This is a genomic window from Amycolatopsis sp. NPDC052450, assembly GCF_044547565.1.
Taxonomy (GTDB): Bacteria; Actinomycetota; Actinomycetes; order Mycobacteriales; family Pseudonocardiaceae; genus Amycolatopsis.
On the sequence record NZ_JBIUAQ010000019.1, the window covers coordinates 89,844 to 110,340 of the forward strand.

22 protein-coding genes are annotated in these 20,497 nt (G+C 67.2%); 13 read left to right on the plus strand and 9 right to left on the minus strand.

The features are described 5' to 3' along the window. The first annotated feature begins 245 nt into the window (after positions 1–245). Positions 246–1,400: an epoxide hydrolase family protein gene (locus tag ACIHAO_RS27595; RefSeq protein ID WP_396562550.1), complete on the plus strand. Its 1,155-nt coding sequence runs from the start codon at positions 246–248 to the stop codon at positions 1,398–1,400. A 45-nt stretch (positions 1,401–1,445) separates the two neighbouring features. Further along, positions 1,446–2,261 (plus strand): MerR family transcriptional regulator, encoded by an 816-nt coding sequence (locus ACIHAO_RS27600; RefSeq protein ID WP_396562552.1) that lies wholly within the window; start codon positions 1,446–1,448, stop codon positions 2,259–2,261. Positions 2,262–2,339: 78 nt separating this feature from the next. Here ACIHAO_RS27600 and ACIHAO_RS27605 read toward each other — a convergent pair whose 3' ends face one another. Then, positions 2,340–3,110 carry an alpha/beta fold hydrolase gene (locus ACIHAO_RS27605; RefSeq protein WP_396562554.1) on the minus strand — a complete coding sequence of 257 codons (771 nt, stop codon included), beginning with the start codon at positions 3,108–3,110 and terminating at the stop codon, positions 2,340–2,342. Positions 3,111–3,161: 51 nt separating this feature from the next. On the opposite strand from ACIHAO_RS27605, the gene ACIHAO_RS27610 reads away from it, so the two are divergent. Together ACIHAO_RS27610 and ACIHAO_RS27615 are read left to right on the plus strand one after the other, a co-directional pair. Further along, entirely contained in the window at positions 3,162–3,728 is a 567-nt protein-coding gene (locus tag ACIHAO_RS27610; protein WP_396562556.1) for a GNAT family N-acetyltransferase, read from the plus strand. Continuing rightward, the gene (locus ACIHAO_RS27615; RefSeq protein ID WP_125796852.1) at positions 3,725–4,351 is read left to right on the plus strand and encodes a LysE family translocator; all 627 of its coding nucleotides are present in this window, start codon (positions 3,725–3,727) and stop codon (positions 4,349–4,351) included. Before ACIHAO_RS27610 ends, ACIHAO_RS27615 begins: the two co-directional genes overlap by 4 nt. Before the next feature lie 23 nt (positions 4,352–4,374). Here ACIHAO_RS27615 and ACIHAO_RS27620 read toward each other — a convergent pair whose 3' ends face one another. After that, positions 4,375–5,433: a cobalamin-independent methionine synthase II family protein gene (locus tag ACIHAO_RS27620; RefSeq protein WP_396562559.1), complete on the minus strand. Its 1,059-nt coding sequence runs from the start codon at positions 5,431–5,433 to the stop codon at positions 4,375–4,377. Between the two features lie 255 nt (positions 5,434–5,688). On the opposite strand from ACIHAO_RS27620, the gene ACIHAO_RS27625 reads away from it, so the two are divergent. The 6 genes from ACIHAO_RS27625 to ACIHAO_RS27650 all read left to right on the plus strand — a co-directional run bounded on the left by ACIHAO_RS27625 (position 5,689) and on the right by ACIHAO_RS27650 (position 10,022). Beyond that, positions 5,689–5,955 carry a DUF3040 domain-containing protein gene (locus tag ACIHAO_RS27625; protein ID WP_396562561.1) on the plus strand — a complete coding sequence of 89 codons (267 nt, stop codon included), beginning with the start codon at positions 5,689–5,691 and terminating at the stop codon, positions 5,953–5,955. Between the two features lie 62 nt (positions 5,956–6,017). Then, positions 6,018–6,443, plus strand: a complete 426-nt coding sequence (locus ACIHAO_RS27630) for a YciI family protein (protein ID WP_396562563.1) — start codon at positions 6,018–6,020, stop codon at positions 6,441–6,443. Between the two features lie 34 nt (positions 6,444–6,477). Further along, positions 6,478–7,527 carry a DNA polymerase IV gene (locus ACIHAO_RS27635; RefSeq protein ID WP_396562565.1) on the plus strand — a complete coding sequence of 350 codons (1,050 nt, stop codon included), beginning with the start codon at positions 6,478–6,480 and terminating at the stop codon, positions 7,525–7,527. A gap of 252 nt (positions 7,528–7,779) precedes the next feature. After that, complete coding sequence (gene ahcY / locus ACIHAO_RS27640) at positions 7,780–9,255, plus strand: adenosylhomocysteinase (protein WP_396562567.1); 1,476 nt, start codon at positions 7,780–7,782, stop codon at positions 9,253–9,255. Between the two features lie 124 nt (positions 9,256–9,379). Beyond that, positions 9,380–9,652, plus strand: coding sequence for a hypothetical protein (locus tag ACIHAO_RS27645; protein ID WP_396562569.1), 273 nt, complete (start codon positions 9,380–9,382; stop codon positions 9,650–9,652). 148 nt (positions 9,653–9,800) lie between these two features. Then, positions 9,801–10,022, plus strand: a complete 222-nt coding sequence (locus tag ACIHAO_RS27650) for a DUF2795 domain-containing protein (RefSeq protein WP_396562571.1) — start codon at positions 9,801–9,803, stop codon at positions 10,020–10,022. Between the two features lie 157 nt (positions 10,023–10,179). Here ACIHAO_RS27650 and ACIHAO_RS27655 read toward each other — a convergent pair whose 3' ends face one another. The 7 genes from ACIHAO_RS27655 to ACIHAO_RS27685 all read right to left on the minus strand — a co-directional run bounded on the left by ACIHAO_RS27655 (position 10,180) and on the right by ACIHAO_RS27685 (position 15,691). Continuing rightward, the gene (locus tag ACIHAO_RS27655; protein WP_396562573.1) at positions 10,180–10,392 is read right to left on the minus strand and encodes a hypothetical protein; all 213 of its coding nucleotides are present in this window, start codon (positions 10,390–10,392) and stop codon (positions 10,180–10,182) included. A 245-nt stretch (positions 10,393–10,637) separates the two neighbouring features. After that, positions 10,638–11,492, minus strand: a complete 855-nt coding sequence (locus ACIHAO_RS27660) for a Ku protein (protein ID WP_396562574.1) — start codon at positions 11,490–11,492, stop codon at positions 10,638–10,640. Positions 11,493–11,610: 118 nt separating this feature from the next. Beyond that, complete coding sequence (locus tag ACIHAO_RS27665) at positions 11,611–12,837, minus strand: styrene monooxygenase/indole monooxygenase family protein (RefSeq protein ID WP_396562575.1); 1,227 nt, start codon at positions 12,835–12,837, stop codon at positions 11,611–11,613. Positions 12,838–12,861: 24 nt separating this feature from the next. Beyond that, entirely contained in the window at positions 12,862–13,503 is a 642-nt protein-coding gene (locus ACIHAO_RS27670) for a GTP-binding protein (protein ID WP_396562577.1), read from the minus strand. Positions 13,504–13,627: 124 nt separating this feature from the next. Continuing rightward, positions 13,628–14,011, minus strand: a complete 384-nt coding sequence (locus ACIHAO_RS27675) for a DUF742 domain-containing protein (protein ID WP_396562579.1) — start codon at positions 14,009–14,011, stop codon at positions 13,628–13,630. Positions 14,012–14,030: 19 nt separating this feature from the next. Then, positions 14,031–14,465, minus strand: a complete 435-nt coding sequence (locus ACIHAO_RS27680; protein WP_396562581.1) for a roadblock/LC7 domain-containing protein — start codon at positions 14,463–14,465, stop codon at positions 14,031–14,033. After that, on the minus strand, positions 14,462–15,691 hold the full coding sequence (locus tag ACIHAO_RS27685) for a sensor histidine kinase (RefSeq protein ID WP_396562583.1): 1,230 nt from the start codon (positions 15,689–15,691) through the stop codon (positions 14,462–14,464). The genes ACIHAO_RS27680 and ACIHAO_RS27685 overlap by 4 nt, the downstream gene beginning before the upstream one ends. A gap of 271 nt (positions 15,692–15,962) precedes the next feature. Between ACIHAO_RS27685 and ACIHAO_RS27690 the strand changes: the two genes are divergently transcribed. Genes ACIHAO_RS27690 through ACIHAO_RS27700 form a run of 3 tightly spaced genes read left to right on the plus strand, consistent with a single transcriptional unit; the run spans position 15,963 to position 20,393 of the window. Further along, positions 15,963–16,598, plus strand: coding sequence for a TetR/AcrR family transcriptional regulator (locus ACIHAO_RS27690; RefSeq protein ID WP_396562585.1), 636 nt, complete (start codon positions 15,963–15,965; stop codon positions 16,596–16,598). A gap of 31 nt (positions 16,599–16,629) precedes the next feature. Further along, positions 16,630–18,363 carry an ABC transporter ATP-binding protein gene (locus ACIHAO_RS27695; protein ID WP_396562587.1) on the plus strand — a complete coding sequence of 578 codons (1,734 nt, stop codon included), beginning with the start codon at positions 16,630–16,632 and terminating at the stop codon, positions 18,361–18,363. After that, positions 18,363–20,393, plus strand: a complete 2,031-nt coding sequence (locus ACIHAO_RS27700) for an ABC transporter ATP-binding protein (protein WP_396562590.1) — start codon at positions 18,363–18,365, stop codon at positions 20,391–20,393. The genes ACIHAO_RS27695 and ACIHAO_RS27700 overlap by 1 nt, the downstream gene beginning before the upstream one ends. Positions 20,394–20,497 lie beyond the last annotated feature (104 nt).

Here is a 20,497-nt window from a genome sequence, read left to right on the forward strand (position 1 = left end):
GCGAAGGAAGGGGTCCTTCATGTACTCGGGAAGGCGTGAAGGTCGAGTTTCCTCGGCTCAGCCGAGGGAAGGGGGCCTTCACGCGCGGTCGCTGTAGGGAAGGAGCCCTTCAAGGACCTGCGATCCCGACCCGCCGCCCGCCGTAGGTACCTGAAACACGATTCGGGTTCTAACCCGAAAGGTTGCGGCACTCGGGCCGCCGGAAGTCCACGAATTGTCGGACCCCCTCGTTAGCGTCAGCCGGCATGGACAGCACGCCGTTCCAAGTCCGGATCCCGGAGGCCGATCTCGAAGACCTCCGAGATCGGCTCCGCCGTACCCGCTGGCCCGACGACGAGACCGTCGACGACTGGTCACAGGGCGTTCCCGCCGCCTACCTGCGCGAACTGTGCTCGTACTGGGCCGAGCACTACGACTGGCGCGCCGCGGAGTCCCGGCTCAACGCGATCCCCCAGTTCAGGACCGAGATCGACGGGCTCGGCATCCACTACCTGCACGCCCGCTCCCCGCATCCCGGCGCGCTGCCGCTGATCCTCACCCATGGCTGGCCCGGTTCGGTCTTCGAGTTCCTCGACGTACTCGGTCCGCTCACCGATCCGGTCGCCCACGGCGGTGACCCGGCGGACGCCTTCCACGTCGTCGTCCCGTCCTTGCCCGGGTACGGCTTCAGCGACAAGCCCGCGCGGGCCGGCTGGTCGATCCAACGCATCGCCGACGCGTGGATCCGCCTCATGGACGGCCTCGGCTACGAACGCTACGGCGCCCAAGGCGGCGATTGGGGCACCAGCGTCACCACGCTCATGGGGCGAACCGCGCCTGAGCGACTGGCCGGGATCCACCTCAACCCACCGCTGGCCGCGCCGGACCCGGCGACGTTCGACGACCTGACCGAGTCCGAGCGGAAGTCGCTCGAAGATCTCGAAAGGGCCAAGGCGGACGGCTCGGGTTACGCGATCCAGCAGGCGACGAGGCCGCAGACGATCGGCTACGCGCTGGCGGACTCGCCGGTCGCGCTGTGCGCGTGGATCGTCGAGAAGTTCCAGGCGTGGACTGATTGCGGCGGCCATCCGGAGAACGCGCTGACCCGGGACGCGATGCTCGACGACATCACGCTCTACTGGCTCACCGGCACCGGCGCTTCGTCCGCCCGGCTGTACTGGGAGAGTTTCGCCGAGGTGTCGAGCTGGTTCGCCGAGTCCACTGTGGACACGATCACGGTGCCGACCGGCTGTTCGATCTTCCCGCGTGAGACCCCGCGCCCGTCCCGCCGCTGGGCGGAACGCCGGTTCACCGACATCCGGTACTGGAACGAACTCGATCGCGGAGGCCACTTCGCGGCCTTCGAACAACCCGGCCTGTTCACCGACGAGGTGCGATCGTTCTTCCGGCTCGTGCGGTGACTCATTGACCCTGACACCGTGTCAGGCTGTCTGGTGGGAGGCGTCATGTTCAGTATCGGAGACTTCGCCAAGCACGGCCGGGTGACTGTCCGGATGCTGCGTCACTACGACGCCATCGGGCTGCTGCGCCCCGCCCACGTCGACCCGTTCAGCGGCTACCGGTCCTACACCGGCGACCAGCTGACCCGGCTCAACCGGGTGATCGCGCTCAAGGATCTCGGCTTCACCCTCACCAAGGTGCAGGAAATCCTCGACGCGGAGATCAGCGCGGACGAATTGCGCGGGATGCTGCGGCTGCGCCGCGCCGAACTCGAAGCGGCCATCGAGGCCGACGAGACGCGGCTCAAGGCCATCGAAGCGCGGCTCCGATCGATCGAAAACGAGGGAACCATGCCTTCCGAAGACGTCGTCGTCAAAAGCCTTGCCGCGGTGCGCGTCGCCGAGCTGACCGGGACGGCGAGCGGATACGTGAACGAAGAGATCGGCCCCGTCGTCAAGCGGTTGTACGAAGAGCTGTTCGGAGCGCTCGGCCCGATCACGCAGTCGGGACCGCTCATCGCCTACTACGAGGACGACGCCGACGGCGAACGCGTGCTGATCCACGCCGCCGTCCCCATCTCGGCCGAAACCGACGGCACCGAAGGATTCTCGACGGTGAGCCTCGCCGAAGTGGAAAGCGCGGCGACGATCCTGCACCGTGGCTCGATGGAGACGGTGCTCTCCAGTTACCAGGCGCTGGCGAAATGGGTCGACGCGCACGGCTACCGCGCGAGCGGCCCGGCACGGGAGTTCTATCTCGATTGCCCGGCCGACGGGGACAAGTGGGTCACCGAGTTGCAGCAGCCGATCACCAAGGCCTGACCGCACGTCGTCCGACAGGCCCCATCCCGGATGTCATGAAAGGGTCGTTCAGGACGTTTTTCGTCCTGAACGACCCTTTCATGACACTTCAGGACGCCCCAGGAAGCCGGTCACAGCGGCCCGGAACGCGTCCGGTGCCTCCAGCCACGGCACGTGCCCGACACCCTCGAACCGCACCCGTGTCACCGACGGCAGGGCTTCTTCCAGCGAGTCGACGGCCCAGCGGGGCCGGTTGTCCGCCATCCCGTCCACGATCAGTGCCGGCACCCGAAGCGACCGGCATGCCGAGACGAGCTTCGCTTCCGGCACCGTCCGCATCTCCTCGCTGAGCGCCGCGTTCGCCTCGTAGTTGACCGGGAACCAAGGAGTCGCCATCGCTTCGGCATGGCGCTCGCCGTCGGTCACGAAATCAGCCGTCCATTGCCGCACCGCGCTTTCGCGGCCCTTCCCGCGTGGCCGCTTACCCATCTTCCGCTGAAACTCCGCGTGCCATTCGTGACCGAGGCCGACGCCCGACACGTAAACGACCGCGCTCACCCGCTCCGGATGCGCGAGCGCGTAGAGGAGACCGAGATGCGCGCCCCACGAATGACCGAGCACCGGGACCCGGTCGAGGCCGTGCCACTCCCGGACGGCGTCGACGTCGGCGACCATCCGATCGAGTGTGTACGGGCCGCGCGGTTCCGAGCGTCCGGCACCGCGCTGATCCCAGCGGATCAGCCGGAACCGCGGACCGAGATCCAGTGTGCCGAACATGTCCCACAGGCCGGGGCCGCCGTGGCAACACAGGATCGGTTCGCCCCGGCCGGTCGCCGAGGTCCACAGCTCAACGCCGTCATCGGTGATCACCACGGGATTATCCGATAGGCGGAGCCGTCGTCGTTCGTTATCTTCCGCGACATGACGACGGACACGCCGCCCCAGCGGACGGCCACCCTCGCCGACGCGCCCGCGATCGCGGCGCTGATGCGGGCCTCGGTGCTGGAGTTGTTCCCCCGGTTCTACGACGAGCGGCAGACGGCGAGCGCGGCCGAGCACGTCGCGCGCCTCGATCCGCGGTTGCTCGAGGACGGCACGTACTTCGTGCACGAGGCGGGCGGCGAGATCGTCGCCTGCGGAGGCTGGAGCAGGCGCAACAAGACGCACGCCGGTGCCGGCGACGCGGCGGACGACGACCGTCCGCTCGATCCCGCCACCGAACCCGCGCGGGTACGTGCGATGTTCGTCCGCGGTGACTGGACCCGGCGTGGGCTCGGACGCGCGATCCTCGAGTCCTGTCGTCTCGCGGCGAAGGCCGAGCGATTCACCTCGCTGACCTTGACGGCGACCCTGCCCGGTGTCCCGCTGTACCTGTCATTCGGCTTCACCGAAGTCGAACGGGTGACGGTGACGACGCCCGACGGCGTCGACCTCGCGGGCGCCGTGATGGCCAGGGACATCGACGATCCGGATAGCATCGGAAGATGATCCCCGGGGCAACCGCACTCTCGTTCGTCTTGATCTGCCTGCTCGGCGCGATGGCACCGGGCCCGGATTTCCTGGTGGTGACCCGCAGCGCGATCCTCGGCGGGCGCAAGGCCGGGATCGCCGCCGGACTCGGCATCGCGCTCGGCGTCTTCGTCTGGGTGGTCGCGATCGCGCTCGGGGTCGCGGCGATCCTCACCGCGTCGGCGATCGCCTTCACCGTGGTGAAACTGATCGGCGCCGGGTACCTGATCTTCCTCGGTGTCAAGGCGTGGCTGGCGGTGCGCCGCGGCGACTACAGCGAGCTCAAGGACAGGGTGGCGCCCGTCGTCGTGCCCAAGGAGGCGTTCCGGCAGGGACTGCTCACCAACCTGTTCAACCCGAAGGTCGCGATGTTCTTCCTCGCGCTCATCCCCCAGTTCCTCCCGCATTCGGCCTCGACCGCACAGACCCTGCAGCTGGCCGTGCTGGCCACCACCGTGGCCGTCGTGTGGACGTTCGTGCTGGCGACACTGGTCGGTTCGCTGCGGAGGTTCTTCAGCTCCGGCCGGGTGCGGCGGACGATGGACGCGGTGATGGGCACCTTCCTGGTCGGACTCGGGATCCGGGTCGCGGTCCAGAACTGACGAAGGCGCCCATCCACACGACGTCAGAGGGATTCGGCGGCGAGACGCGTGCCTTCGACGCGGGCGGCGATCTTGGCGAACGCGGTGTCCCGCGACGTCGAGGTGTCGTCGGCGAACGGCGAAAACCCACAGTCGTCACAGGTGCCCAGGCGGTCCGGCGAGATGTACCCCGCGGCCTGGAGAACCCGGTCCCGGACCTCCTCGGCGGTTTCGACGCGCGGATCGATCGGATCGGTCACGCCGACGAAGATCCGCTGCTCCGGCCGGGAGTGCTCGGCGATCACCTTCAGCGCCCGCTCGGGTTCCGCCTCACTCGCCAGCTGGACGTAGACGTTGCCCACCTTCAGCTGGAACAGCGTCGGGAGCAACCCGGCGTAGTCGACGTCGAGGCTGTGCGCCGAGTCCTGGTCTCCACCTGGGCAGGTGTGCACACCGATCTTCTTCCGCTCCTCTGCGGAGAAACGTTCCAGCACGGCGTTGTTCAGGTCCACAAAGGACTGCAAGAGCCCGCCGGAAGGGTCGAGCTTCAGCGACAACCGGCCTTCGGTGAAGTCGATCTGAACACTGTCGGCACCCGCGTCGAGGCTGCGGCGGATATCGGTTTCGGCTTCGTTCGCCAGGTCGCCGATGAACTGATCTCGGCCATATCCGGCCAATTCCTCACCGGGATAGACGAGACTGACCGCCGAAGCCGCGATCACCGCCTGCTTCACCGGCCTGGTCGCGTGTTTCTTGACCTCGCGCAGATAGGAGTCGGCGTAGGTCTGATATCGGAACGGTCCGGCGGTGAGCCGCGGAAGCTGCCGGGTGTGCCCGTCGGCGAAGGGGATGACAACGCCGTCCGGAGCCAGCGAAGTGAGGCCTGCCAAGGGATACGTGGCGAAACTCGGCTTGCCCTGCTCTCCGTCGGTGATGACCGGGGAACCGGTCTCCTCCAGTCGCCTGACGGTGTCCAGGAGGGCCTTTTCCTGCAACTCGCCGAGCCCGTCGGCGTCGAGTCGTCCCGCCGCGTGCTCACCGAACGCTTCGATGAGGTAGGCCGGACGGGGAATACTGCCGATCGGTTCGGTGGGAATGGTCATCGCTCGTGTCCTCCCAGATTGAGCAACCGCGGCCACCGTGGCCACAAGCTCAGAAGCTACCGAGCCCCCTCCTCTTTGACGATCTTTCGATGTGCCCAAACCCCTAATGGCGCAACAAATCCACTCGCGAAGACCGATCGTCGCCAAACTGTATAGGTCGTTATACGAAATCCGGGAAAATTCGATGCATATCCGGCCCTGCCCCTGGGTATTCCGTGGATGTCGACGGCCGAGGCGCGCCGAAGGAGAAGCCCGATGCTGAGCCATCACGATCGGCAAGAGCTCGAAAAGATCGAGCGCTGGTTCGAGCTCACCGAGCCGGCGCTGGCCGCTCGGCTCCGCTCCGGCAGGCCCGCCCAGCCTCCGCTGCTCCGGCTGGCCGTCCTCCTGGGCCTCGACCTCACCGCCGGTCTGCTGATGCTGCTGGGCGTCGTGGTGAACAGCCCCGCCCTGTTGCTGACCGGGATGATCACCGTGACCGCCGCGGTGATCGTGCATCTGTCCCGGTTCGGCCGCGACTGATCGTCTTCCCGCTCGCCGGTAGGGTTCCGGGCGATACGTCCGGTTCACTGGGAGGAAGACGCATGCGGTTCATGATCATCATCAAGGCGGACGAGGATTCCGAAGCCGGGAAGATGCCGCCGATGGAGGCTTTGACCGCCATGGCGAAGTTCAACCAGGACATGCTCGACGCCGGGGTGCTGGTGGGTGGCGAAGGTCTGCAGGAGAGCTCGAAGGGCGCGCGGGTCACGATCAACGCGGCCGGCACCACCGTCACCGACGGCCCGTTCACCGAGGCGAAGGAACTCGTCGGCGGCTACTGGATCGTCGATGTCCCTTCGCGCGCCGAAGCGATCGAGTGGGCGAAGCGCTGTCCCACTCCCCCGCACGGTGACATCGTGCTCGAGATCCGCAAGATCCTGGAAGCCGAGGATTTCGGCGAGAACTTCACGCCGGAACTGCAGGAGAACGAGCAGCGGATGCGCGACGAGGTCGCCGAACGCTCCTAGGGCGGACACGCGGGACGCGGCCTAAGCTCGCTTCATGGCCGTCCGGGAGTGGGTGCGCTGGGTACTTCACGTCGACCTCGACCAGTTCATCGCCGCGGTCGAGGTCGCCCGGCGGCCCGAGTTGCGCGGCAAACCCGTGGTCGTCGGCGGCACGGGTGATCCGGCCGAACGGGCCGTGGTGGCGACGGCGTCGTACGAAGCGCGGGAATTCGGCATCCGGTCCGGGATGCCGTTGCGAACCGCCGCGAAACGCTGTCCGGACGCGATCTTCCTGGCGACGGACGCGCCCGCCTACCAAGAAGTATCCGATCAGGTGATGGCGACGCTGCGGAAATTCCCGGTGATCGTCGAGGTTTTCGGCTGGGACGAAGCCTTCCTCGGCGCGACGACGGACGATCCCGAAGCGCTCGCCGCCGACATCCGGCGCGAGGTGGCCGAGAAGACCGGGCTGTCCTGCTCGGTCGGTATCGGCGACAACAAGCTGCGCGCCAAACTCGCCACCGGCTTCGCCAAACCGGCCGGGATCTTCCGTCTCGTCCAGGACAACTGGTGGGACGTCATGGCCGAGCGGCCGACGGACGCGCTGTGGGGCATCGGCGCCAAGACCACGAAGAAGCTCGCCGAGGCGGGCTATCGCACCGTGCTGGAACTCGCGGGCGCCGATCCGGCGGACCTCGCCGCCCGGTTCGGCCCGAAGCTCGGCCCGTGGTACCGGCTCCTCGCCGGCGGGATCGGCGATGCCGAGGTCACCGCGACGCCGTACGTGGCGCGGTCCCGCAGCCGCGAGACGACGTTCCAGCAGAACCTCACCGATCCCGAGATCATGGCCGCGGAGGTGGTCGCACTGGCGAAACGCGTCTCACAGGACGTCGACGGCGAAGGCAGGCCCGCCGCGCGGATCGCGGTCAAGGTCCGGTTCGCACCGTTCCACACCCATGTACACAGCGTGACCCTCCCCGCCCCGACCTCGGATCCCGCCGAGATCGAGAAGGCGGCACTGGCCGTTCTCGGCATGTTCGACCTCGGCAGGCCGGTCCGCCTGCTGGGCGTCCGCGCCGAATTCGCCACGCCCGCGTCGCCTTGACAGCGCTCGCGGCGTTTTGCCATTCTGGGTTCCGGGCCGAGAGGCGCTGCGACGGAATCCTTCCGCCACGCTCGGCCCGCCGCGACAGACGTAAGGGCGCCTCCCACTGCGGAGGTGCCTTTCTTTGCGTCGAAACCCTTTTCCGGCCTTCGTCTTCGAGGCCGTGCGCTGAACTCCCGCACTGACACCGTCCTTCCCGCCACCGGCGAGAAGGACCGCTCCGCCCTGCCTTCTTTGATGATTGGAGAACCTGTGAGCCCCACCCTGTCCAAGGTCAACGGGATCGAATTCGCCGTCGCCGATCTCTCGCTCGCCGAGGCCGGCCGCAAGCAGCTGCGCCTCGCCGAGGTCGAAATGCCCGGCTTGATGGCGCTGCGCCGCGAATACGCCGACTCGCAGCCACTGAAGGGCGCGCGGGTCGCGGGTTCGCTGCACATGACCGTCCAGACCGCCGTGCTGATCGAGACGCTCGTCGCGCTCGGCGCCGAGGTGCGCTGGGTGTCGTGCAACATCTTCTCCACGCAGGACGAGGCCGCAGCGGCCGTCGTCGTCGGCCGGGAGGGCACCGTCGACAAGCCGTCGGGTTCGGCGGTGTTCGCGTGGAAGGGTGAGACGCTCGCCGAGTACTGGTGGTGCACCGACCAGCTCTTCGACTTCGGCGACGGCCGCCTCCCGAACATGATCCTGGACGACGGCGGCGACGCGACCATGCTGATCCACAAGGGTGTCGAATTCGAGGCCGCCGGCGCCGTTCCGCAGCCGGCCGAGGAAGACCCCGAGGAGTACCACCTCGTGCTGGAGACCCTGCGCGAGAGCCTCAGCCGCGACACCGGCCGGTTCACCCGCATCGCCAAGGAGGTCCGCGGGGTCACCGAGGAGACCACCAACGGCGTCAAGCGGCTCTACAAGCTCGCCAAGGAAGGCGAGCTGCTGTTCCCGGCGATGAACGTGAACGACTCGGTGACGAAGTCGAAGTTCGACAACAAGTACGGCATCCGCCACTCGCTCATCGACGGTCTCAACCGCGGCACCGACGTGATGATCGCGGGCAAGGTCGCCGTCGTCTGCGGCTACGGCGACGTCGGCAAGGGCGCGGTGGAATCGCTGCGCGGCCAGGGCGCCCGCGTGGTCGTCACCGAGATCGACCCGATTTGCGCGCTGCAGGCGGCGATGGAGGGCCTTGACGTCGTGGAACTCGACGACGTCGTCGAGCGCGGCGACATCTTCATCACCACCACCGGCAACTTCGACATCATCATGGCCGACCAGATGGCCAAGATGAAGCACAACGCGATCGTCGCGAACGTCGGCCACTTCGACAACGAGATCGACATGGCCGGGCTCGCGAAGATCCCCGGGATCGAGAAGATCGAGATCAAGCCGCAGGTGCACGAGTGGGTCTTCCCCGCGACCGACGACCGTGAAAAGCACTCGATCATCGTGCTGTCCGAGGGCAGGCTGATGAACCTCGGGAACGCCACCGGCCACCCGAGCTTCGTGATGTCGAACTCCTTCACCAACCAGACGATCGCGCAGATCGAGCTGTTCACGAAGCAGGGCGAGTACGCCACCGACGTCCATGTGCTGCCGAAGCACCTCGACGAGAAGGTGGCCCGTCTGCACCTCGACGCGCTGGGTGTCCGGCTGACGAAGCTGACCAAGCGCCAGGCCGAGTACATCGGCGTGGACGTCGAGGGTCCGTACAAGCTGGACCACTACCGGTACTGAGGCACGCCGCCTTTCTGAGTGGTGATGACCAAGTCCGTGAAGGCCTCCTTGAGGGACTCTGGGTCCCTCAAGGAGGCCTTCACGGACCGAGCCTGGCGCCAACCCGGGGCGGCCACTAGGCCGAATGCGTGAAAACTTCGGCCGGATGGACCTGTTTCTCCTGGAGTGGAGCGGGAATCCCTTAAGTAGCCCCACCCCGGCAGCAGTCAGGCCGGGCGACTACGAAGGAGAAGGTGTTCCCGTGATCATTCTCGGCGTCATCCTGATTGTCGTCGGTGTCATCGCCAGCATTCCGGTTCTGTACTCGATCGGGATCGCGCTCGCGGTCATCGGCATCATCCTGGCCGTTCTCGGGAACACCGGGAAGGCCATCGGCGGTCGCGCCCACTGGTACTGAGCACCGGACCGAACCGGTACCGAGCCCCCGGTACCGGCGCTGAAACAGACCGGGCACCCGGCGTTCCCCCTCACGCCGGGTGCCCGGTCTGTTTCCGTTCACCACTCGCCGGGTATCCGCCTCGGACGACGAGAAGGAGGCAGAGCCGATGGCAGGAACGGACCCTCGCCCGTACTTGACGGAGGCGGCTTACCCGTGTGGACGCGACGAACTCCTGAGGGCCGCCGCGGCGGCCGGAGCGGGCGATGACGTCCTCGGTCCGCTGGGTGCCCTTCCCGCGCAGGATTACGCGGATGCGGAAAGAGTCTGGGATGCGGTCCGCGCCTGTGACGGCGCTCCGATCCACGACACCGCGAAGGAAGCACCGTGACATGAAGGGGTCCCCCGGCTCCGAGGGGGAGGGAGAGCCGGAGGACCCCGTCATAGTTAACACATTCCCGGCCACGATGTACACGAACGCCCACACCTTCGAGTGGCAATCGGTCGTGATCACCCGAATCGGGCCGGAGTGGTGTATTGGCCGCCGGTCAAGAAGCCCGAAGCAGCAGCCGGGCCTCCACCTCGGCGCAGGTGCAGCCACCGTCGACGTCGAAGCAGTCGATCGTCAGCGTGTGCCGGGCGAAATCGAAATCGACGCAGCCGTCCTCGCTGCATTCGGTGAAACCACCGTCTAGGTGGACCACCAGGGTTCCGTGACAGTGGTCGAGTCCGCCGGCGCAGAACGCGCACTCCATGTTCATGCCGCCTCCCGCGATCAGATCGAAGATCGCTTCGGAAAAGTTCTCCTCGATTGCCTTACTACCACCGAGGGACGACAGATCCCGACATGCGGCGCGGCGTGTCGCGAGACAGCGGGGTGACAACGGACACAAGTCCACAATGGACGATTTCGGTCATCGAGAGGTCACGCGTGTCGTCCGGTCAATCACGTGACATCGCCGGTCAGGATCGTGCCTACCACTCACGAGACTCTATGACCTCGAACCTAGGCGCTCTTCGGGGTTCGCTTGCCGGACGCGGGTTTCTTCGCCGCGGTGGTCTTCTTGGCCGTCGCAGGCTTCCTGCTCTTCTTCGCCTCGCTCACGCTGGCCTGCAAGGCTTCCATGAGGTCGACGACGTCGGCCTTCGCACCCACGGCCTTCGGCTTCGTGGTCTCGTTCCCCGCGGCCTTGGCCTCGATCATGGCCTCCAGGGCCTCGCGGTAGGAATCGGCGTACTTCTCCTGCTCGAACACCGGCTCCGAGAGCGAGTCGATCAGCGAACCCGCCATGGTCAGCTCCTGCGGCCGCACCTGCGGCGGATCCTCGTGCAGGAACCCGAAATCCGGGACGCGGACCTCGTCGGGCCACAACATCGTCGTCATCGTCAGGACGTCGCTGTGGACCCGCAGGATCGCGAGCGTCTCCCGCTGCCGGATGGCGACCTTCGCGACCGCGACGTGGCTCGCCTTCTGCAACGCGTCACGCAGGACCACGTACGGTTTGACGGCGTTCTTCTGCGGTTCGAGGTAGTACGTCTTGTCGAACTGGATCGGGTCGATGGACTCCAGCGGCACGAACTCGAGCACGTCGATCGCCCGCGAAGACGCCAGCGGCAGTTCCGACATGTCCTCGTCGGTGAGCACGACCATCTCGCCGTCGGGTAGTTCGTAGCCCTTGGCGATCTCGGCGTAGGGCACTTCCTCGCCGTCGATCGTGCAGAACCGCTTGTACTGGATGCGGCCGCCGTCGGACTCGTGCACCTGGCGCAGCGAGACGTTCTTGTTCTCGGTGGCCGCGTAGAGCTGGATCGGGATGCTCACCAGCCCGAAGGACACTGAGCCCTTCCACATCGAACGCATCGCGCCGCACCTCCACCGCCGTCACCGACCGTACTCACGCACGGTGACCACGGTAGCCCGAAACGGCGCAACGCGACAGTCCCGCGAACCCGATCGCGGGACTGTCGCGGCTCCGGAATCAGGCCTCGGCCAGGTACTTCTCCGCTTTCGCGGGATCGAGGAACCAGTGCTGGAAATCGGTCGGATCGGAGAACCCGTTCGCGAACCGCTTCGCCACGGCGGGCTTCTCCCCCGCCGCGCCGATGATCTGGAGCACGTGCGGGGGCGGCGGCTGCAGCATCGCGTTCGTCCAGGTCGTCACGTGCTGGGCGTACTCCCAGTACTTCTCGAACGACGCGGCCATCCATTCCTCGTCGAACGGTTTGTCCCCGCGATCGAGGATCGAGTCCAGATAGGACGCCGCGCAGTGGCTCGCGTTGTTGGAACCCTGGCCGGTGATCGGGTCGTTGGCCACCACGACGTCGGCCATGCCGAGCACCGCGGTCCCCGAGTCCAGCTTGCCGACCGCGTTCCGCACGACCGGCGTGTATCCGCCCGCCAGCGTCGCCTTCGCGTCGGTCAGCACGGCGTTCCTCGAGCGCTCGTACTCCCACGGGAGGAACTGCTTCATCAGCGACAGGATCCGGTCGAGATGCTGCTGCGGCGAGGGCCGGTCGTCCCAGCAGTCGAGCGGGCCGCCGGGGACGCCCTCGAAGAACAGGATGTCGCAGTTCCCGCTCAGCGTGTACGCGGGGATCATGAACAGCTCGCCGACGCCGGGGATGATGTTGAACCGCACCGCCGCCTTGTCCGGATGCTCGGGGCGTCGCTCGAGGCCGTGCACATACGCCAGCGAGAGCGCGCGCTGCGGTTCGGTGTACGGCGACCGCTCCGGGATCCGGTCGAACAGCTGGACCAGCTCACCCTTGCCCGCCGCGATGACGACCAGGTCGTACAGCTTCGCCAGCGGCGCCAGATCCGAGGTGGTGACGCCGTGGATGACGACCTTGCCGCCGCGGTCCTCCACCAGCTCCAGCCAGGCCGCCATCTTCACCCGCTGGTCCACCGACTGCGCGTAGTGCTCCAACGGCCCGAACCAGTCCAGCACCCGGCTGGAGTCCGGTCCGGCGATCGAGACGCCGAGCCCCTCGACCTTGACGGTCTCGTCCTCCCACAGGTTCAGCTTGTGGTCCCGCTCGTGCTGCAGGGCGGAGTGGAACATGCACTGGGTCGACATGACCTTGCCGGACCGGATCTCGTCCGGCGTCCGCGCCGACATCACCGTGACGTCGTAGTCGTGGGACAACAGGCTCAAAGCCAGCTGCAACCCCGACTGCCCGGCACCGACGATCAGAACCTTGCGCATCCTCGACGTTCCTCCCAGAACCTTTTAGCCGACTGACAAGAATTCGCGACCCGGCCCGGAGACCACCGCGAGAGACAGCGTGTGCGACACCAGTTCCCGCAACGTCGCGACCGCGGACTTCGGATCGCGGGCATCGCAGGTGACCAGCGGGATGTCCGGGGACAGCGCGAGCGCGTCGCGGACCTCGTCGAGGTCGTGCACCGGCATGCCCTCGAACTGGTTGACCGCGACGATGAACGGCAGTTCGGAGTCGTTCTCGAAGTAGTTGATCGCGGCGAACGACTGGTCGATCCGGCTGGTGTCGACCAGCACGACGGCGCCGAGCGCGCCGCGCGAGAGGTCGTCCCAGAGGAACCAGAACCGGGCCTGGCCCGGCGTGCCGAACAGGTACAGGAGCAGGTCTTCACGCAGGGTGATCCGGCCGAAGTCCATCGCGACCGTGGTGGTGGATTTGGTCCCGGGCGGCACCAGCTCGTCGACCCCGGCACCGGCCTCGGTCATCCATGCCTCGTTGCTCAGTGGCGGGACCTCGGAGACGGAGCCGACGAACGTCGTCTTGCCCACGCCGAATCCACCGGCGACCACGATCTTGGCGGAGATCGCCAGCAGATCTGTGTTCGATTCGGAACCCGCGACCGCATTCGCGTCGCCAGGGCGCTCTTTCACGACCTACTCACGCCCTTCCTGAATGGCGCCCTGACACCCCGAAAGCGGGGCCTGCCGGCCGGGGCGGGTTCGAACTGGGTAGTCATGCGGCCAACGACCCGAAGGCTCCGCCGCTCCGCCTGTGTCAGACCGGGAGGCGCTTGAGTCCATCGAGGATCCTCTCGAGCACGTTCGTATCGTGGTTGTAGGCGTGGGCCGTCGGGTGCACGAAGACGGCGCCCTGGGTGGCGAGGTCGCCGATGAGCACCCGGACCACGCCGAGTGGCAGATCCAGTCCCACCGAAAGCTCGGCGATCGACGAGCGGTCGCGGGCGCGCTCGTACAGGGCGCGCGATTCGGGCATCAGGGCCTCGGCCAGCGACGGGTCGTAGCGCGGGACCGAGATCAGGGTCTCCACGAGCAGCAGCTGGCTGCTCTTGGTCCGGCCGCCGGTCAGCGCGTACGGCCGGATTCTGCGGCTGCGCATCTTGCCGGGCCGGTCCGGAGATTGGTCGGTGGACACGGTCATCCCTTCCTTCTCCGGATTCTCAGGCCTGCGGCCGTCGGGCGGTCAGGACCTGCCGGAGTCCCGCTCGCACCTCGGGGGTGAGGGCATGACCGGCGTTGGTGATGAACTGGGTCATCTCGTAGGCGACGACCTTCATGTCGCAGTCCGGCTCGGTGAGCACCGCGAGCCCGGCCTCGGAGCCGATCCCCATGAACAGGAAGTAGCCGCGGGTGAGCCGGATGATGATCTGCTCGCAGTTGCCCTTGCCGAACAACGCGGCGCTGTTGCCCGCGAGGCTGAGCAGGCCGCTCGCGATGGCGGCGAGCTGTTCGGCGTCGTCACTGGTCACCGATTCCGAAGCGGTCAAGGGGAAACCGTCGACGGACATGATCAGCGCGTGACTGGCGCCGTGCACCTTGCGCACGAAGTCGTCGAGCAGCCACGTGAAATCCGTGGTCGCGTCCTGGGCGGTCACTGGGTGTTTCCTCCGGTCTCACGCTCGTGCCGGTCGTCGAGAGCGGCACGCTCGCCGTCGCTGAAGGCATCGAGGTCGGCCAGTAGCGCCTCGTGCCCGTCCGCCGCGTCGGCGGGCGGGGTGGTCGGCGGGGCCGGTTCGTCGGGCAAAGTCCTGATACTGCGGGAAACCCGGCGCGGAAGGCCACTGGCCGTGGTGCCGCCGTCGGCGGGCGGCTCGAAGGCCGTGCGCGGACGCGGGCTGGGCTTCCGTTGTTCCGGTTCCGCCGCGGGGGCGGGGGCGGGACGGCGCCTCGGCAGCCCGGACGGCGTCGCGACCGGGGTGCCCACCGGTGCCCCGTTGGTGATCCTGGTCTGCGGCAGCACGACGGTCTGCGAACCGGACCACTGCTTCTCGGCCAATTCCGACACCACCGGGACCGGCAGCAGCACGGTGGCGACCGTGCCGTGCGGGGTTCGGCGGTCGAGTTTGACGGTGATCTCGTGCCGGTCGGCGAGCCTGCCGACGACGGCGAGTCCCATATGCCGCACGGAATCGTCGTCGAGCACCGGGCCTGCCGCCAACCGCTCGTTCAGCGCGGAGAGGCGTTCGGGCGGCATGCCGATGCCCTCGTCCTCGATGCGGATCAGCACACTCCCCTGTTCGGTGAGATGCGCGCTGACGCTGACCGGCGAACTCGGCGAAGACTGGTTCGCCGCGTTGTCGAACAGTTCCGCGAGGATCCGGCTGACGTCTTCGGCGGCGAAGCCGACGACACCGAGCGAAACGACGCGGCCGATCGTGATCCGCGAGTAGTGGTCGATCGACGACATCGCGGCCCGCATCACGTCGAGCACGGACGAGATCCCGGCGGTCGTGTCGTCGGCGTCCCGGCCGGCGAGCACGCGCAGGTTCTCGGCGTTGCGCCGCAACCGGGTCGCGAGGTGGTCGAGCCGGTAGAGCTCGGCGAGACGGTCGGAGTTCTCCTCCCCCGCCTCCATCGTCTCCAGCTGGGCCAGCAGCTGGTCGAGCAGGTTGAGGTCGCGCAGCGCGACATTGGAGCAGACGCCGGCGAGCGCACCGGCGTCCGGCGCTTCCACGGCGGGCCGCTGTTCCACCGCCGGTTCGACCGGCGGAGCCGACGGAGCGTGCCTGGGCGGTGCGGCGAGGAACTGCGCCGCGGCGACCCTGGAACGGTCCAGAAGAACCCGTGAGCGGTCAAGCAAGCCTCGAGCCCGCGTCACCATGTGCTTCCACTTCTTTCTCTTCGCATACCCGGACCCGTGTCGCACTCCCCAGCACAACGACGGCCATGCAAGCAGAAGTCACTATCCGTGTCCACAGTCGGTTTCCGTCCAACCGCTGGCAGTGACCTGGTCACGAACGCGTTACGGCTGGTGAGCGCGGCGCGCTAGGCCATTCGGCTGCATCTGAGTGTTTCGCGACACGGGGGATGTCCGAAAAGTGCGGACTGCGCATAAATTTGCGTGCCACGCAATTTTTCCTTAGGCTGATCGCATGACCCTCGATCCGCCCGCGCCCTTGGGGCTGCGCGAACGCAAGAAGCGCGCGGCCCGTCGTGCCATGAGCGAGGCGGCACTCAGGCTCGCCATGGAGAAGGGCGTCGAACAGGTCCGCGTCGAGGACATCGCCACCGCCGTCGGGGTCTCGCCCCGCACGTTCAACAACTACTTCTCCAGCAAGGAGGAGGCGATCTGCTCGTTCATCGTCGAACGGCAGGAACTCCTGCGGGAGGCGCTGCGCGAGCGGCCCGCGGGAGAGACACTGTGGGAGGCGGTCGGCACCGCGACGCTGGAAGCCTATGGCAGCTTGGGCGAGCCGAATCGCGGCTCGGTCGAGCTGGCGCGGTCCCTGCTCTTGCACCCGTCGGTGCAGGGCGAGTTCCTCAAAGCGCACGCCAAGGTCGAACAGGTGCTGGCGGACGCCATCCTCGAACGTGCGGGCGCGGGCGCGGAAAACGCGTTGAACGCGCGGCTCATGGCGGCGATCGTGGAGTCCGCGGTGAAGACGGCGTTCTTCAGCTGGTTGATCAACGAGGGAGCAAGGCCGTTCCTGGAGACGCTCGACGTCCTCCTGCGCGAAGCCGCGGCGGGCATCCCCTCGCTCACCGGCCAGAAACCGCAGAAGCAGTAACACCCTACCCACCACTGGGGGAGAAACCGTTGTGCTGACCAAGCTGTTGCGCATTCACCTGCGCCCGTACCGGCGAGACCTGTGGCTGATCGTGCTGCTGCAGTTCGTCCAGACCCTCGCCGGGCTCTACCTGCCGACGCTGAACGCCGACATCATCGACGACGGCGTCGTCAAGGGCGACATCGACTACATCCTCGGTGTCGGCGGCGTCATGCTGCTGGTGTCGCTGGTCCAGATCGCCTGCTCGATCGGCGCGGTCTACTACGGCGCCCGCACCGCGATGGCGGTCGGCCGCGACGTCCGCGGCGCGATCTTCCACCGGGTGCAGGACTTCTCCGCCCGCGAGGTCGGCCAGTTCGGGACGCCCTCGCTGATCACCCGCACCACCAACGACGTCCAGCAGGTGCAGATGCTGACGTTGATGGCGTTCACCCTGATGGTGTCCGCGCCGATCATGTGCTTCGGCGGCATCGTCATGGCGCTGAACCAGGACGTCACCCTCTCCTGGCTGCTCGTGCTCGCGGTACCGATCCTCGGCGTCTCGGTCGGTGTCATCATCGCGAAGATGCGGCCGGCGTTCCGGCTGATGCAGGAGCGTATCGACAAGATCAACCAGATCCTGCGTGAGCAGATCATGGGCATCCGCGTGATCCGCGCCTTCGTCAAGGACACCCACGAGCGGCGGCGGTTCACCGAGGCCAACACCGCCCTGCTGGACGTCTCGCTGGTCGTCGGCAGGCTCATGGCCCTGATGTTCCCCATCGTCATGCTCGTGATGAACGCCTCCAGCGTCGCCGTGCTGTGGTTCGGCGGGCTCCGCATCGACGACGGCAGCATGCAGATCGGCGCGCTCACCGCGTTCCTGTCCTACCTGATGCAGATCCTGATGGCGGTCATGATGGCCACCTTCATGTTCATGATGGTGCCGCGCGCCGAAGTCAGCGCCGAGCGCATCACCGAGGTGCTCGACACGCACACCAGCGTCGTCCTCCCGGCGAACCCGATCAGCCCCGGCGAAGTGCACGGACGACTCGAACTGTCCGATGTGGAATTCCGCTACCCCGGCGCGGAGAAGCCGGTGCTGCAAGGGATCTCGCTGCTGGCCAGGCCCGGTGAGACCACCGCGATCATCGGCAGTACCGGCAGTGGGAAGACCACACTGCTGAACCTGATCCCCCGGCTGATGGACGCCACCGACGGCTCGGTGCGCGTCGACGGCGTCGACGTCCGGGAACTGGATCAGACCGTGCTGTCCGACGCCGTCGGACTGGTGCCGCAGAAGCCGTACCTGTTCGCCGGGACGGTCGCGAGCAACCTTCGCTACGGCAAGGCCGACGCGACCGACGAGGAACTCTGGCACGCACTGGAGGTGGCCCAGGGCAAGGACTTCGTCGAACGGATGCCCGAGGGGCTGAACTCCCCCATTTCGCAGGGCGGGACCAACGTCTCGGGTGGGCAGCGGCAGCGGCTCGCGATCGCGCGGATGCTGGTGCGGCGCCCCGAGATCTACCTCTTCGACGACTCCTTCTCCGCGCTCGACTACGCGACCGACGCCGCGCTGCGGCGGGCGCTCGTGGCCGAAACCGCCGAAGCGACCGTGGTCATCGTCGCGCAGCGGGTCAGCACGATCCGCCAAGCCGACCGCATCATCGTGCTCGACGAAGGCCGCGTCGTCGGCAGCGGCACGCACACCGAACTCATGGACGGTAACGAAACCTATCGGGAGATCGTGCTGTCCCAGCTGACCGAGCAGGAGGCCGCCTGATGAGCGCGCCCGAGTCAACAGAGCCCACAGTGTCCTCTTCGGACACGGCGGCCAAACCGGTCGGCGAGCGCGCGAGCGCGGCACGGGGTCCCGGTCCCGCAGGAGGTGCAGGCCGTGGGCCGGCCGGTTTCATGGGCGGACAGCCCGCAGAGAAGGCCCTGGACTTCAAGGGATCGCTGAAACGGCTTCTGCGCCTGCTGCAACCGCAGCGCGCCTTGCTGTACGGCATCCTCGTGTTCGGCGTCATCAGCGTCGCGCTGAGCGTCATCGGCCCGAAGATCCTCGGCATGGCGACGGACCTCATCTTCGCGGGCGTCGTCGCCAAGGACATGCCGCCGGGGCTGAGCAAGGACCAGGTCATCGCCGGGCTGCGGGCGGAAGGTGACAACACCCTCGCCGACATGTTCTCGGGAATCGACTTCGTCCCCGGCCAGCGCATCGACCTCGACGGCGTCGGCCAGATCCTGATGTGGGTGCTGCTGCTCTACATCGTGGCGTCGTTCTTCTCGTTGCTGCAGGCCAGGCTGACCACGAACCTCGTCCAGCGGGCGGTGTTCGACCTGCGGGAGCGGATCGAGGAGAAGTTCGCCAGGCTCCCGCTGAGCTACTTCGACCGCCAGCCGCGCGGTGAGGTGCTGAGCCGGGCGACCAACGACATCGACAACCTCGCGCTGTCCCTGCAGCAGACGCTCTCGCAGATCGTGTCTTCGCTGCTGATGGTCGTCGGTGTGCTCGCGATGATGTTCGTCATCTCGCCGGTACTGGCGCTGGTCGCGTTGCTTTCGGTGCCGGCTTCGGTGTTCGTCGCGGCCAAGATCGGCAAGAAGGCGCAGCCGCAGTTCATCAAGCAGTGGTCCACCACCGGACGGCTCAACGCGCATATCGAAGAGATGTACACCGGGCACTCGCTGGTCAAGGTGTTCGGCCGCCGGGAGGAGGCCGAAGAGGTCTTCCGCGAGCACAACGACACGCTCTACGGCGCGAGCTTCAAGGCGCAGTTCATCTCGGGCACCATCCAGCCCGCGATGATGTTCATCGGCAACCTGAGCTACGTGCTGGTGGCCGTGATCGGCGCGCTGCGCGTGGCCTCCGGGACCTTGTCGCTCGGCGACGTCCAGGCGTTCATCCAGTACTCGCGGCAGTTCAGCCAGCCGGTCACGCAGATCGCCAGCATGGCGAACCTGCTGCAGTCCGGGATCGCGTCCGCGGAGCGGGTCTTCGCGCTGCTCGACGCGGACGAGCAGGAGCCGGAGCCCGCCGAACCCGCGCGGGTGGAGAAGCTCCGGGGCCAGGTCGAGTTCGAGCACGTGTCGTTCCGCTACACCGAGGACACGCCGCTCATCGAAGACCTGTCGCTCACCGTCGAGCCGGGGCACACCGTGGCCATCGTCGGCCCGACCGGCGCGGGGAAGACCACGCTGGTCAACCTGCTCATGCGGTTCTACGAACTCGACGGCGGGCGCATCACCCTCGACGGCGTCGACATCGCCGGGATGGACCGTGAGGACCTGCGGGCCAAGACCGGCATGGTGCTGCAGGACGCGTGGCTGTTCGGCGGCACCATCGCCGAGAACATCGCCTACGGTTCCACGGGCGCCACGCAGGAGGAGATCGTGGCGGCGGCCAAGGCGACCCACGTCGACCGGTTCGTCCGCACCCTTCCGGACGGCTACGACACGGTGATCGACGACGAGGGCGGCACGGTCAGCACCGGCGAGAAACAGCTGATCACCGTCGCGCGGGCGTTCCTGGCGAAACCCGCGATCCTCATCCTCGACGAGGCGACCAGTTCGGTCGACACCCGCACCGAGGTGCTGATCCAGCGGGCGATGAATTCGCTGCGCGAGGGCCGGACGAGTTTCGTCATCGCGCACCGGCTCTCCACCATCCGCGACGCGGACGTCATCCTGGTGATGGAGAACGGCTCGATCGTCGAACAGGGCGATCACGAAACGCTGCTGCTCACCGGGGGCGCGTACTCGCGGCTCTACGCCGCGCAGTTCGCGGAGGCACTGGCCGAAACCGACTGAGCCAAATCGGTACGAAGGCCCCTTTTCCTGCTTTCACCGCGGGAAAAGGGGCCTTCATCGCACGGGAAGACCGTGAACGGCGCTAGGCTTGCGTGACCCGACCC

Coding starts and splice junctions, on each gene's coding strand:
- ACIHAO_RS27595 (WP_396562550.1), top strand. CDS start 246: ATGGACAGCACGCCGTTCCAAGTCCGGATCCCGGAGGCCGATCTCGAA.
- ACIHAO_RS27600 (WP_396562552.1), top strand. CDS start 1,446: ATGTTCAGTATCGGAGACTTCGCCAAGCACGGCCGGGTGACTGTCCGG.
- ACIHAO_RS27610 (WP_396562556.1), top strand. CDS start 3,162: ATGACGACGGACACGCCGCCCCAGCGGACGGCCACCCTCGCCGACGCG.
- ACIHAO_RS27615 (WP_125796852.1), top strand. CDS start 3,725: ATGATCCCCGGGGCAACCGCACTCTCGTTCGTCTTGATCTGCCTGCTC.
- ACIHAO_RS27620 (WP_396562559.1), bottom strand. CDS start 5,433: ATGACCATTCCCACCGAACCGATCGGCAGTATTCCCCGTCCGGCCTAC.
- ACIHAO_RS27625 (WP_396562561.1), top strand. CDS start 5,689: ATGCTGAGCCATCACGATCGGCAAGAGCTCGAAAAGATCGAGCGCTGG.
- ACIHAO_RS27630 (WP_396562563.1), top strand. CDS start 6,018: ATGCGGTTCATGATCATCATCAAGGCGGACGAGGATTCCGAAGCCGGG.
- ACIHAO_RS27635 (WP_396562565.1), top strand. CDS start 6,478: ATGGCCGTCCGGGAGTGGGTGCGCTGGGTACTTCACGTCGACCTCGAC.
- ACIHAO_RS27645 (WP_396562569.1), top strand. CDS start 9,380: ATGCGTGAAAACTTCGGCCGGATGGACCTGTTTCTCCTGGAGTGGAGC.
- ACIHAO_RS27650 (WP_396562571.1), top strand. CDS start 9,801: ATGGCAGGAACGGACCCTCGCCCGTACTTGACGGAGGCGGCTTACCCG.
- ACIHAO_RS27655 (WP_396562573.1), bottom strand. CDS start 10,392: ATGAACATGGAGTGCGCGTTCTGCGCCGGCGGACTCGACCACTGTCAC.
- ACIHAO_RS27660 (WP_396562574.1), bottom strand. CDS start 11,492: ATGCGTTCGATGTGGAAGGGCTCAGTGTCCTTCGGGCTGGTGAGCATC.
- ACIHAO_RS27665 (WP_396562575.1), bottom strand. CDS start 12,837: ATGCGCAAGGTTCTGATCGTCGGTGCCGGGCAGTCGGGGTTGCAGCTG.
- ACIHAO_RS27675 (WP_396562579.1), bottom strand. CDS start 14,011: ATGACCGTGTCCACCGACCAATCTCCGGACCGGCCCGGCAAGATGCGC.
- ACIHAO_RS27685 (WP_396562583.1), bottom strand. CDS start 15,691: ATGGTGACGCGGGCTCGAGGCTTGCTTGACCGCTCACGGGTTCTTCTG.
- ACIHAO_RS27690 (WP_396562585.1), top strand. CDS start 15,963: ATGACCCTCGATCCGCCCGCGCCCTTGGGGCTGCGCGAACGCAAGAAG.
- ACIHAO_RS27700 (WP_396562590.1), top strand. CDS start 18,363: ATGAGCGCGCCCGAGTCAACAGAGCCCACAGTGTCCTCTTCGGACACG.